The following is a 13308-nucleotide window of genomic DNA, read 5'->3' as shown; positions in this document are numbered from 1 at the left end:
ATTTGTTAAAAACATAACCACCATGAGAATCACACAAAGTTATTTAAACCAATTAGAATTGGAACAGTTGACAGAGCTGGCCAAATTTGTAGTACAGGAAAACTTTAATCATCATTCCGAAAGTACCATGCCGGCTATGGAGCTGCAGAATGATGTGAAAGAAGTATATAATGAAGAGTTAAGCTATTTTAAAAATTCTGAGATTTTTGTTGTAAAAGACACTACAGGAAATATCCAAGGTTCTATTCGGGTCATTAAATGGGACTATCAAACAAAACTTCCTATACAAAAGCTATTTAATATCAATCCTTTAGATATTAGTAATTCTCAGAATATATCATCAATATGGCATATTGGAAGATTTGCCACCCATAAAACCAACCAAGACCGAACATTATTTAAAAAGTTGATGGTATGTGCAATTACTCCCATTTGCAAAGATGAGAATAGTGTTGCTTTCGCAGAATGTGACAGCAAACTTTTAAGGGTAATGAATCTAATGGGAATAAAAACAGATGTTATAGGTGATTCAATTAACTATTTAGGTTCCGAAACGATTCCGGTATCAATGGACTATGAAGGTCTAAAAGGTTTTTATGAAGCTAATAGATATTTAGTAAGCTAATAATCAGATTCTTATTAATCAAATCCCCACTAAGATGAATACAGCAAAAAGTATAGATTGGAGTTCTCCTGATATTTTGGAACAAATTATTCAAAATATTAAAAATCCCTTGGAAAATATCATCACCGTAAGCAAGAGTACGGCTTTACACCACAAAGATAAAAAAGACGAAATAATATTTTCCAGTAGTAAAGAAATAAGTGACATCATCGAAGAGGTCATGTTGAAAACAAAAGCTAAAACATTGAATTTGACCTTTCGAAGCCGTCCGGAAATTTTTGATATATACGAATCCAACGGAAATGTTCGGGATTTGTGCTCTGAACACATAAACCCTCATAAAATTGCAAAAATTGATCAGGACTGGCTGATTAACTTAGAAAAAGAAATTTATGGCTCGCTTACTCAGAATGAGTTAAACCTTTACGAGCTTTCATATAAAATGGCGGTGAGTGAAAGACAGCTGCACAGAAAAGTGGGTAATCTAGTCTACCTGACTCCCAATAAATATATAAGAGTATTGCGCCTTCATAAAGCAAAACAGATGATAGATAATTACATACAAAAATCTATCTCACAAATTGCATATGCAGTCGGTTATAATGATGTGCATTATTTTTCAAGACTATTTGCAGATCAATATGATATTACCCCTAAAGAACTCATCAACTCTTTGGAATAATAGATATAAAATAAAAATATGAACCTAACAGAAGAACAAAAAAAAGGGCAGGAAGTATTCTTTAGAATTATCTCAGAAGCTTGGGAAAATGAGGATTTCAAAAACTATTTGCTTGAAAATCCTGAAGAAGCTTTAGAAAAATTCTTTGGAAGAAAACTGCCGATTGACAAGAAAATTAAAATAACAGATCAGTCGGATCCGGAGTATTTATACATCAATATTCCTGTAAAACCAGACAATGGGAATCAGGATTATGGTAATAAATCAGACAAAACAGCCAGCAGTAATAAAAGCGGGCGGATTATGACAGATTATAAAGGATTATATAATTCTCTGCAAAAAATAAAGAAATAAACAAGCGTCAGGAATAGCAGTTTTTTTGGCGTAATTATCAGCGTAAAACAAAATATTTTAGCATAACCTTATTAAAAAGATATAATTATGAAAAGAGTACTTTTTTTCTTAGGTCAATTAAATGACAGAGATGTAGAATGGATGATCCATAACGGAAGTAAATTAGAATTACCGGTAGGATATACCCTTATCAAAAAAGGAGAGTCTATTGACAGTTTATTCATCGTTCTATCAGGCCAGTTATCTGTATATGCAGATAACAGCCACGGAGAGAGCGTTGCCAAACTGGAGGCAGGAGAAATCGTTGGAGAGATGTCCTTTCTGGAATCAAGGCCGCCATCAGTTTCTGTGGTCGTTACAAAATCGTCAGTAGTCTATCAGATCTCCCGTGATACAATAAGTACAAGGATGGCAACAAACCCTGAATTTAGATCAAATTTCTACTATGCCTTAGCCCTGTTCCTGTCAAACAGATTGAGAAAAACAACAGATCAGCTGGGATATGGCAATCCGGAAGAAGAAGATCTTATAGACACCAATATATTAGATGGTGTAGCTCAGGCAGGTTCCCGTTTTGGGCAGATACTGCACCGGTTTTCAGAGGTTTAACTTTAAAAATAATTCATTTCCAAAATGAGGTTTTACAAATTTATCTATGTACTATTTACGGGTTTAGGGATTACAGGCCTTTATGGACAGTCTAAAATAAACTGTGATCTGGTAGAAATTTCAAATATCGCATTTGAAAAGAATCCCAGCATAATAAGGAGTGGTTATACCATAAAAGATGCTGAAGGTGACTTTCAGATCCAAAGAAGCGTATTTGATGTTAACCTGTTTTCGGAGGTAGCGGTCAAACACAATAAATATACACTTTTTGACGCAGATCCTAGAAATCAGTATATGGATAAATTTCTAAAAACCAATACACTGGACTTTTCAGCAGGGCTCCAAAAGAAGCTCAGATCAGGACAGATAACAGATATAAGTCTAAAATATGGTTTTAATAATAATAACTTTCCTTATGACAGCTTTAACCAATATGTTGGGGCTTTCTGGGGAAATCATCTTGGGTCTGTCAATTTTTCATTGACACAACCCCTATTAAAGGGAAGAGGAAGAGAGGTAACAACAATTTCTGAAAGAGTTTCACAACTTTATATAGAAAATACCAGGAGCAATAATGAATTTACCAATTCATATACCATTCTACAGATAGGCCAGGCTTACTGGAGTTACTATCTGGCCTATAAAAGTTTAGAAATCTATAAAGAAAACGAAGGCCGGGTAAGGAATGTAATGGATGTTACCAAAGAACTTATAAAAGCAGATAAAAAACCTGCAGGAGACATCGCTCAGGTGAATGCAGACCTTTATAATCAGGAAAAGCTGACTGCTGTGGCACAACAGGGCTTGTATGAAGCAAGAATTAACCTGGGAAGAGTAATAGGACTCAGTAACGAGGAAAGTCTCCAGCTGGACATCCCCGTCAATGAATTTCCTGCTATCAAAGAATCGCAGTACACAACAAATCTTGACCGAAATTCTTTAATTAAAGTTGCCAAAGAAAAAAGAGGAGACCTGAAAGCCGTTGAAAAAATTTCCGATGCATTGGAAATACAGTATAAACTGGCAGAAAATAACAAAAAACCTCAATTAGATCTGACGGGTTTTGTTTTCTATGGAGGAGCAATTGCAGGAAACGGAGTAGATAAAGCATTCTCTTCATTTACCAATAACGAAGGAAGGAATTTAGGCGCAGGAGCTAAACTGACATTTACTCTCCCGGTCAATAACAATTTGGCCAAAGGGAATTATGCCAAAAGTATGATCGCTTTAAATGATCAGAAAATATCAAATGAAAATTTAGAGCGAAATATAGAACTGAATATCAGTAACGCCATCAATACTCTGGATAACAGTGTGGTCGTCTTAGAAAGAGCAAAAGAAGCTCTGGATTCCTATAAAGAAGCCTTTAATAATGAACAGGTAAAGCTTCAGGCAGGATTAACAACGATACTTAATGTAATTCTATTTCAGGAACGGCTTACCTCTTCAGAACTGCAATATCTACAGGCTTACCAACAGTTTGCCAATGCTATCATCAATTTGAGACATGAAACAGGAACACTGATTTCACAGGGAGACAAAGGATTTACTTTAAATCAGGAAGTCTTCTATACCATTCCAAACACAGCTAATTATTAAACACTAAAACTATGTCAGCAGGTTTTTTTAGAAAGTCAGCATTAGAAAAACTATCTACTCCCGAAAAATTAGATCAGTTAATAAAAGTTACAGGTCCAAAAGCCTGGATTGCCCTTGTTACCGTCTTCATCGCATTGGGAACGGGGATTTGCTGGGCAGTATTCGGTACAGTGAAAACAAAGCTGAACGCAATAGGTGTGGTACTTGGTGGAGAAGTTCACGAAGTAGTTGCCACCTCCCAGGGGCAGCTTGTAAAATTACACGTTGGCATTGGAGACCATGTGAAAAAGGGAGATGTGATCGCGACCATCCAGCAGCCCGATCTTTATCAGCAGATTGAGGATGCAAAAGCAGTTCTGTCAGACAGGAAATTTGAGATGGGAAAATTAATGGCCTATGGAAATCAGGGAAGCCATCTGGAAGGCCAGTTGATCAGCCAAAACAGAGTTAGCATTCAGGGAGAAATAGAAGCAGAAAAGAAGAAGCTTGCATTTCTTTACAATCAATTAGAATCTGAAAACAATCTATTGAATAAAGGACTCATCATCAAATCTCAGGTCGCTGGAACCAAACAGCAGATAGACGCATCAAAAAATACGATTGAAAGGCTTAAAGGGCAGATGGCAGAAACGTCAAGCCAGCAGCATAATATCGGATTTGATTTACAGCAAAAAATAACCCTTCAAAATCAGCGTATTTCCGAAGCCGAAAGAAACCTCCAGTTTTTATCAGAAAGATATGAAACCCAAAATAAAATAAAAAGTCCTTACGATGGTGAAGTAGTAGAAGTACTGACTGATGCCGGAGGAGTGGTAGGTGCGGGGACACCATTATTCAAATTAAAAAACATAGGTACAGAAAAATTGGCAACCCTGAAGGGAGTACTTTATATCCCTTCTCAGGATGGTAAAAAAATTAAAAAAGGAATGGAAGCTTTTGTGGTTCCTTCCACGGTACAGCCCCAGGAATATGGATTTATTGAAGGAAAAGTTACCTATGTCTCAGATTTCCCCATTACCCAGCAGGGAATGATGACTTCTGTGAAAAATGATCAGTTGGCCAAAGGATTATTAGCTTCAGGACCTCTGTTTGAAGTTCATGTAGAATTTGAAAAAGATCCTAATTCCTATAGTGGTTATAAATGGACTTCCGCCAAAGGGCCCAATGTTTCCATAAAAGAAGGAACTTCCTGCAATGGTAAGATTACAATAAATCAGGAACCGCCTGCTACCATTGTAGTTCCAGCATTTAAAAAATTCTTTGATCTGTACTAAAATTGAATGTAAAAGATGGGTAACAAAACAAACTTTGTGATAGAAAAACAAGCAAGACCTGTAAAAGTTCCTACAGTTTTGCAGATGGAGAGTGTAGAATGCGGAGCCGCGGCATTGAGTATTATCTTAGGCTATTTCGGTAAATTCGTTCCCTTAGAGAAGTTGAGAATTGCCTGTGGAGTTTCCAGAGATGGGTTAAAAGCAACCAATGTCATAAAAGCAGCAAAAGAATATGGGCTGGAAGCAAAAGGATATGCCAAATCTATAGAAAAAGTAATGCAGGTCAAGACTCCGGCTATTATTTTCTGGAATTTTAATCACTTTTTGGTTTTAGAAGGCTTTACAAAAAATAAAGTATATCTGAGTGATCCGGCTCAGGGAAGATATCAGGTTACCCATGAAGAATTTGATGATGCCTATACAGGTGTTGTACTTACTTTCGAGCCTGGTGAAAACTTTGAAAAAGGGAATGAAAAAAGAGGACTGATGTCTTCTTTGGCGTCAAGGGTATCCAATTCCAAGTTGAGTATCATCTATCTTATATTGGCCAGCCTTTTTTTGGTTATTCCGGGATTGGTCATTCCGTCATTCATCAAAATCTTTATAGATAAATATTTGATCAACGGCTATTCAGGTTTTGTGATGCCTTTATTGCTGATTATGGGAGCCGTTCTGATAGTTAATTCTGCTTTGGTTTATATCCAGCAGTACTATCTTCTGAAATTGGAAACAAAATTGGCACTTACAACCTCCAGTAAATTTCTCTGGCATGTATTTCATCTGCCCATTGCCTTTTTTACCCAACGGTATAGTGGTGAAATAGGAAATAGGGTTTCTCTGAATGATAAAGTTGCCAAGCTCTTAAGTGGAGATCTTGCCAATGCAGCCCTCAACATTATTGTTGTTATTTTTTATGCTATTTTAATGTTCTCCTATGACATTCCTCTGACCTTAATAGGAATATTTATGGCTGGCATTAATGTGGCCGTTTTAAGATACGTTTCCACAGCAAGAAAAGATGGTAACAGACGCTTAAGTAACGAAAATGGTAAATTGCTGGGAACCACCACATCAGGGATTAGTATGATAGAAACCCTGAAAGCTTCCGGAAGAGAAAATGATTTCTTTACCAACTGGATAGGATATCTGTCAAAAGTAATGAATGCTCAGCAGGAGTTAGGCTGGTTAACGATTAAGCTGAACGCAATCCCGCCACTTGTTACTTCCCTTACAACAACATTGATTTTAGGAGTAGGAGCATTAAGAATTATGGATGGAGAAATGACTCTTGGGGCTCTTGTAGCTTTTACCTATCTGATGAGTAACTTCATATCACCTGTTAACCAATTGATTTCTGTGGGGACCATGCTGCATGAAACTGAAAGTGATATGAACAGAATAGATGATGTAATAAACTATGAAGTAGATGATCAGTTTAAAGAAAATCAGGAAGGTGAATCCGTAGTTAGAGAAGAGATGAATAGTAAGTTGGTAGGCTATTTTGAAATGCGGGATGTTACATTTGGATACAATACTACAACGCCAGCCCTTATAGAAAATTTCAACTTAAAACTGAAGCCAGGGAGCAGAGTAGCTCTCGTGGGAGGATCGGGAAGTGGAAAGTCAACAGTCGCTAAAATAGCTTCAGGCTTATACAAACCCTGGAAAGGAGAGATCCTGCTCGACGGAAAAAATAAAGAAGAAATCCCAAGAAATGTAATTACTGAGTCATTAGCAGTGATTGATCAGGAAGTTCTTATTTTCAATGGGACCATCAAAGAAAATATATCCTTTTGGGATGCTACCATATCAGACAAAAGTATCATACAGTCTGCAAGAGATGCCGCCATTCATGATGTGATTGCCGCTAGGAATGATGCATATGACAGTACTGTTCTGGAAGGAGGGTCTAACTTTAGCGGTGGGCAGCGCCAGCGTCTGGAGATCGCAAGAGCATTGGCAACCAACCCTTCAATCTTAATAATGGATGAGGCAACCAGCGCACTAGACCCTACTGCTGAAAAGACGGTGATGGACAATGTCAAAAAAAGAGGCTGTACCTGCCTGATTGTAGCCCACAGACTAAGTACCATTATAGACTGTGATGAAATCATTGTAATGGAATACGGAAAAATAGTGGAAAGGGGAACCCATCATGAACTGATGAAACAAAATGGGGTCTACTCCAAATTAATTGAAACAAAATAAAATGCCATGCCTGTAAAAGAAAAGATATATATAAATGTTGAAAATCCTTTTACCCTGAATGATACTGACAAGTTTTGGATGGTACTTTCCGGTGAGGTAAATGTATTTTACACTAAAATAGACGAAAGCGGTAACTATTTGATTCCCTTAAAGCACTTTTATACCGTGCAGAAAGGAGAGATCTTATTTAGCTTGCTGACAGAAACCGCTACAGAAAATAACACAAGACTTATTGCGTTTTCAAATGATGCAAAACTATTGCCTATTGATAAAAGCAAACTCCTTGAGATGGATCATTTCTTTCTGAAGAATATGATGAATCAGTGGATTTCCAAAACCACTTCTGTAGTATGCAATGGCAACAGCCCAAGAGTTTATAAAGCTTTGGATGAGTATAAAGTGACCCTGTTAGAAAAAAACAGCATTGCTTTCCCTTCCAGTGGGATCAACTGGGTGCATATCCTGAAAGGAGAAGTCAATATTTATGCGGAAAGTACTAATATCAGCTATGATAAACTTCCCGGCTTTCTTACCCCTGTATCAAACAAACTATGGATAAAATCATTAAGTAATGATACCGAGATAAAAGTATTGAGTACAAGAGAGGTTCTTCAGGATGAGATCTATTTTTTACTTTCATTAACGAAGCTGGAAGAACATTTTTACACTCAGCTCAATGCGATTATAGATACTCAGAAACTGGAAGAAAGTAAGCATTTCCAGGAAAAGCGGGTAATAGAAGAAGAGAGTATTAGAAGTACTTTACAGAAAATAAGATCCATTGTAGCAGGCAATAATGAGAACACATATGCTAAAGCATCACAAATCTCCAATAGGAAGAATGTTCTTTTTTCAACCTGTCAGTTAATAGGAGAGCAGTCCGGCTTTAAAATGGACGAGCCTAAACACATAGAATCCTACGAAAATAGCGTTACCAATCAGCTTTATGCCATCGCAAAAAGTTCCAGAATACGAATTCGTAAAATAATTCTGAGAGGAACCTGGTGGAAAGAAGAAAACGGACATCTACTGGCATTCACCAAAAAAGATAAAACTCCTGTTGCTTTATTACAGGCGACCTCCAGCAGTTATATATTAAAAGACCTGTCAACCGGAATAGAAACAATCATCAATAATGAGATCGCAGAAACATTGGAACCTATAGGCTACATGTTTTTCTCAGGATTTGACGGGAAGATGACTTCCGTAAAAAAAGTAGCAAACTTTGCCATAAAGGGAGTAAAGAAAGACGCAAAAGTGCTTATACTAGCTGCTTTGGCAGGAAGTGTGATCGGTTTGCTGGTCCCTATATTGTCGGGAATGATGTATGATGACGTTATTCCTACAGCAGACAAGTCACTTCATACAGAGGTTTTTACCATTATGGTAATGATCGGTCTTGTCACAGCGGGATTACATCTCGCTCAGGGAGTATTACAATTAAGAGTAGAAACCAAGTCCAGTATCAATCTTCAGGCCGGCGTTATGGATCATATGCTGAGACTGCCAGTTACTTTCTACAAAAAATTTAGTGCAGGAGACCTTACAAACAGGGTGTTAAGCATAAATACAATACGTCAGATTGTTTCCAGCACCTTGATGACGGCAGTACTGAGTGGAGCATTTTCTTTTGTAAACCTTGGCCTTCTCTTTTATTATGACTCTAAATTGGCATGGATTGGAGTATGTTTAGGACTTATTGCTGTTGTTTTTATGATTACGATTGGCTGGCTTAAGCTGAAGTATGATAGAGAAGTATCTAAATATCAGGGAGAAATACAGGGGTTTCTGTTTGAATTTTTATCGGGGATTTCCAAAATAAGAATAACAGGAGGAGAAAGAAGAATCTTTACCCTTTGGGCTGACAAATTTTCTAAGTTAAAAAAATTAGGATTTGTCTCAGGAAGCTATCAGAACTTTGTTGAAACATTTAATGCTTCCTATCCTCTTTTGACAAGTATATTCTTTTTTTCTTTTCTTTATTATACCGTACTTAATTCCGATACAGCTACAACAATGCTGACGGTAGGAGCATTTATGGCATTCATTACGGCGTTCAACCAATTTTTGGGTGACAGTTTACGATTAAGCATGGCTTTGATTACTTCACTGAATGTGATCACTTTATATGAAAGAGTAAAACCTATTTTAGAAGAAGAAACAGAATCTGCAGACCAGAGCGTAGATCCGGGAGAACTCGCAGGAGATATCGAAATGAATTCTGTTTCATTCAGATACAACGAAGACCAGCCTTTAGTCCTGAATAATGTTACCTTTAAAATTAAGCCCGGCGAAATGGTTGCTTTTGTAGGTGCTTCCGGATCAGGGAAATCTACCATTATGAGACTGCTTTTAGGATTTGAATATCCCGAGCTGGGATCTATTTATTTCGATGGCGACTCTTTTGACTCTATGAACAAAGAATTGGTAAGAAGGCAGATAGGAGTAGTATTGCAAAACGGATCACTGATGTCAGGAAGTATTTACCAGAATATTGTAGGAAATTCAGAATTGACGTTAGATGATGCCTGGGATGCCGCCAGAATGGCAGGTATGGAAGACGATATTAAACAAATGCCTATGGAAATGCACACGGTAGTAAGTGAAGGCGCAGGAACATTTTCAGGAGGGCAGAGACAGCGTCTGATGATCGCCCGTGCCATTGTTCATAAACCAAGATTACTGTTTATGGATGAGGCAACCAGTGCATTAGATAACAGAACCCAGAATATCGTTTCAGAAAGTTTGGATAAACTGCAGGCAACCCGTATTATCATTGCTCACAGATTAAGCACCATTAAAAATGCAGACCGTATCTATGTGATGGATAAAGGAACCATCGTAGAAACAGGCACTTATGAAGAGCTGATGGAGCTGGATGGTCTTTTCTCTCAATTGGCAAAAAGACAGATTGCTTAGTGCTAATATGAAAAAGATGGACGCATTGAAACAGGACAATGAACTTGAAACGTATTTTCAAAATAAATTTTCTTCAGAAGATATCAGTACCATATCCTCTGAAGAAAATTCTTGTGTAAAGTTTTGGGAAAACTACCTGGAAACTGGAAACTTTAGCGCATTTCAGATTCTAAAAAACTTTTATCCTCAATTATGCTTTCCCATACAAACAGACATACATAAGACAGGAGACTATATCAATGCTGTTTTGAAAGGAAAAGATTCATACAGAACTCTGGAAGAAAAATTGGAACTGAACGATGCGGCTGGCTTAAAAATCAAAATACATAATAGTATTGCAGGAACAATCCCTGTAGTTTCAATAAATGACAATGACGATTTTACCACCCTCGTACAGAGTTTTCTCCATAAAAATAACCCAGCGCCAATACCCCAGTCTATGGGGGCTTTTCTGGCCAGTGGAATAAATAATTGGGCCAGAATTCATAATTTAAAAGAAAAGTGGATCGTAAATAACCCTCTGGGAAACTGGAACAGTGAATTCTCTGAAAATATTCTGCCCAATCCGGAAATGTACAAAGATAAAATCATCGTATTAAGTACAAAACCCTACAGCAATGTTCCCGCAGATCAATTAGGCCTTTTGCAGGAGAAATGGACGGCCTGTTCCTACACCATAAGACTGGAACATGAATGTACACATCTGTATACCTTAAAAAGATACGGGTCAGCTTCCAATAATCTACATGATGAGATTATAGCCGATTATATCGGAATATGCAAAGCTTTTGGAAGATACAACAAAGAATGGATGCTTGCATTCATGGGCCTGGAAAACTATCCTCACTATAGAGAAGGAGCAAGATTAGAGAATTACCTTAAAAATATACAGATACATGAAGATGATTTCCAAAAGCTGACAGACACTATTAAAAATGCCATTGAAACCATTGCCCGCTTCGATGATGAATTGGGCCCTATAAAATCAGATAAAGATCAAATTGCGAGAATAGAATCCCTTTGCGAAACAGATCTTATTGATATAGCCTCCCAAGAGGGAGGCTATATGCTGGTGACGAAGTATAATGAAAAGGTTTTAAAAAGCTGATAAACTATTTTAATCAATAGTTGTTAAATAAAATTCCGGGAACTTTCTTATAGGCTTATTGGTAGCAATATTGAACGCTATCTTTACACAGCTTGCAGCACCCAGAGAAGAAGCAATAGCCAGCTGAGGTGGCGGAAGCCGTTTATTTTCGTTGAGATACTCATCAACGATATCTTCCAGCCATTTCTGAGGATGCCCCCAGTATCTCATGTGGCTGGATACATATTGTACAACACTCACCTCATTAAAAACTTCCTCATCTTTCTTTAAAGATTCTAATCCCATGCTTTCAGAGATTACCATAACCAGTGCGCCCCAGCCCAGATTATAAGGGTGTAGAACAGGAATATTCCTTTCCTGGCATATTTTGTCGAAAATAATCGGAATATCTGTGGAGAAGTCCAGAGCATTGATAGCAATGTCATGCTCTCCAATAATCCCCGACACATTATCCTGATTGATGAATTCGCTGTGGTACTTTATATTGGCATTTGGATTAATGCTTTTCAGCCGGTGGTATAAAGTTTCTGCTTTATAAGAAGAGATATCCTGATACGTATAATTTTGCCTGTTAAGATTAGACTGTTCAATAGTATCCCCATCTATCAGTGTAATGTTCTCAAAGCCAAAACGTAAGGCGCATTCTGCAATATTACTGCCAATACCGCATCCGGCTAGTAAAATAGAAAAATTTTTAATAATATTCTGTTCTTCTTCTTTTACATACAGCCTGTTTCGGGAATATTGCTCTTCCATTATTTTTAATTTATTACAAAAATAGAAGGATGCTCCATAATTGGGACTACACAAAAGTTTAGTTTTTATGATGGAATAGCAAAATAAAAGAAAAGTAACTGCTTTTAACACTTGAAGTTTTCCTCAGGAACTAAAAAAAGGAATTCTTACAATAAATTTTTCTTACGATAATAACTAGGGCCTACTCCCATTTCGTTTTTAAAAGCGACACTAAAGGAAGATGGAGAAGCATAACCAAGATGATAGGCAATTTCTTTGATCGAAAAGTCAGCATTTTTCAGTAAATAGAGAGCTTCTTTCATTCTGAGTTTGGAAGCATAATGGAAAACACCCTCTCCGAACAATTCCTTAAATCCGGTTTTTAATTTAAACTCATTAATCCCAAATTTCAAAGAAAGCTGTTCTATTGTATAAAATGATTTCAGATTTCCTTCTACAAACTCTTTTACTTCCATCAGTTTGTGGATCTCCGTAGTACTTATAGACGTTTTGCTTTTCGGTGAGGTCGCCTCTTCTTCACTTTTTGCAAATTCGAAAATGAGTAGTAATAGGTTTAATATCCTGCTTTTGATATAATAATCCCGGTAAAAGCCCTCCAAAGTACATTTTTTTATCTCCAGCAAGATGCTCATCATCTGTGGAGTTATTGGAAGTCCTTCAGGGAAAAGGCTGGCAGATTTCTCCCGGTCTATTTTCCTGATAAAATCTTTTAATGCATCACTATTCTCTGCTAACTGATGAAAATAATCCTTGGCCACATAGATATCCAGGTTTTTATAACAGATTTCTTTTTGAAAATAAATTTCAACATCAGAATTCCCCTGGGTAAAGTAAATATAATGGTGAAACAGCTTATATTCTCCAATTCGTCCATTTACAGAATCTCTGATAACCTCTGAGCCGTCAAGAAAAAATGCGAGTTCTATATATTTTGACTCATCAGTACAGAATTTCATTGTATAGTCTTCATCATACGTAGATTTATACTCTTTTACCAGAAACTCATCTCCCTTATATAATGTAAGAGTTTCGAATGTTCCTACATCATTAGTGAAGATTTCAGGCACTCCATTTCTGTGATCTTCACCAAAGAAGTCTAAAATTTGCCTCGCTATTGCATGGTCCGGTACGATCTCTCCCAAATTCTAAAGTATTAATCCCAAGCTCAAAAGTG

The 13308-nt window shown here is 37.1% G+C and carries 11 protein-coding genes; 9 read left to right on the top strand and 2 right to left on the bottom strand.

Annotated elements, in window-relative coordinates:
- The first annotated feature begins 22 nt into the window (after positions 1 to 22).
- From AC27VX_RS00415 to AC27VX_RS00375, 9 genes are all read left to right on the top strand, one after another.
- Positions 23 to 625 carry a hypothetical protein gene (locus AC27VX_RS00415; protein WP_488693325.1) on the top strand — a complete coding sequence of 201 codons (603 nt, stop codon included), beginning with the start codon at positions 23 to 25 and terminating at the stop codon, positions 623 to 625.
- A gap of 34 nt (positions 626 to 659) precedes the next feature.
- Positions 660 to 1307 carry a helix-turn-helix transcriptional regulator gene (locus tag AC27VX_RS00410; RefSeq protein ID WP_236856635.1) on the top strand — a complete coding sequence of 216 codons (648 nt, stop codon included), beginning with the start codon at positions 660 to 662 and terminating at the stop codon, positions 1305 to 1307.
- A gap of 18 nt (positions 1308 to 1325) precedes the next feature.
- Positions 1326 to 1661 (top strand): hypothetical protein, encoded by a 336-nt coding sequence (locus AC27VX_RS00405; RefSeq protein WP_236856634.1) that lies wholly within the window; start codon positions 1326 to 1328, stop codon positions 1659 to 1661.
- A gap of 87 nt (positions 1662 to 1748) precedes the next feature.
- Positions 1749 to 2270 carry a cyclic nucleotide-binding domain-containing protein gene (locus AC27VX_RS00400; protein ID WP_488693323.1) on the top strand — a complete coding sequence of 174 codons (522 nt, stop codon included), beginning with the start codon at positions 1749 to 1751 and terminating at the stop codon, positions 2268 to 2270.
- Positions 2271 to 2294: 24 nt separating this feature from the next.
- On the top strand, positions 2295 to 3869 hold the full coding sequence (locus AC27VX_RS00395) for a TolC family protein (protein ID WP_488693321.1): 1575 nt from the start codon (positions 2295 to 2297) through the stop codon (positions 3867 to 3869).
- Positions 3870 to 3880: 11 nt separating this feature from the next.
- Positions 3881 to 5143, top strand: coding sequence for an NHLP bacteriocin system secretion protein (locus AC27VX_RS00390; protein ID WP_236856631.1), 1263 nt, complete (start codon positions 3881 to 3883; stop codon positions 5141 to 5143).
- Positions 5144 to 5158: 15 nt separating this feature from the next.
- Positions 5159 to 7351: an NHLP family bacteriocin export ABC transporter peptidase/permease/ATPase subunit gene (locus tag AC27VX_RS00385; RefSeq protein ID WP_236856630.1), complete on the top strand. Its 2193-nt coding sequence runs from the start codon at positions 5159 to 5161 to the stop codon at positions 7349 to 7351.
- Positions 7352 to 7357: 6 nt separating this feature from the next.
- A complete protein-coding gene (locus tag AC27VX_RS00380) occupies positions 7358 to 10270 on the top strand; it encodes an NHLP bacteriocin export ABC transporter permease/ATPase subunit (protein ID WP_488693319.1) in 2913 nt (970 codons plus the stop codon).
- A gap of 16 nt (positions 10271 to 10286) precedes the next feature.
- Complete coding sequence (locus tag AC27VX_RS00375) at positions 10287 to 11378, top strand: DUF7005 family protein (RefSeq protein WP_488693317.1); 1092 nt, start codon at positions 10287 to 10289, stop codon at positions 11376 to 11378.
- A gap of 9 nt (positions 11379 to 11387) precedes the next feature.
- On the opposite strand, the gene AC27VX_RS00370 is transcribed toward AC27VX_RS00375, so the two are convergent.
- Together AC27VX_RS00370 and AC27VX_RS00365 are read right to left on the bottom strand one after the other, a co-directional pair.
- The gene (locus AC27VX_RS00370) at positions 11388 to 12134 is read right to left on the bottom strand and encodes a ThiF family adenylyltransferase (RefSeq protein WP_300687765.1); all 747 of its coding nucleotides are present in this window, start codon (positions 12132 to 12134) and stop codon (positions 11388 to 11390) included.
- A gap of 146 nt (positions 12135 to 12280) precedes the next feature.
- Positions 12281 to 13276 (bottom strand): helix-turn-helix transcriptional regulator, encoded by a 996-nt coding sequence (locus AC27VX_RS00365; protein WP_488693315.1) that lies wholly within the window; start codon positions 13274 to 13276, stop codon positions 12281 to 12283.
- Positions 13277 to 13308 lie beyond the last annotated feature (32 nt).

The organism is Chryseobacterium sp. 14P4.3.2, from assembly GCF_057799275.1.
Note: the sequence above shows the minus strand (reverse complement) of the source record. Positions and strands in the feature narration are given on the sequence as shown.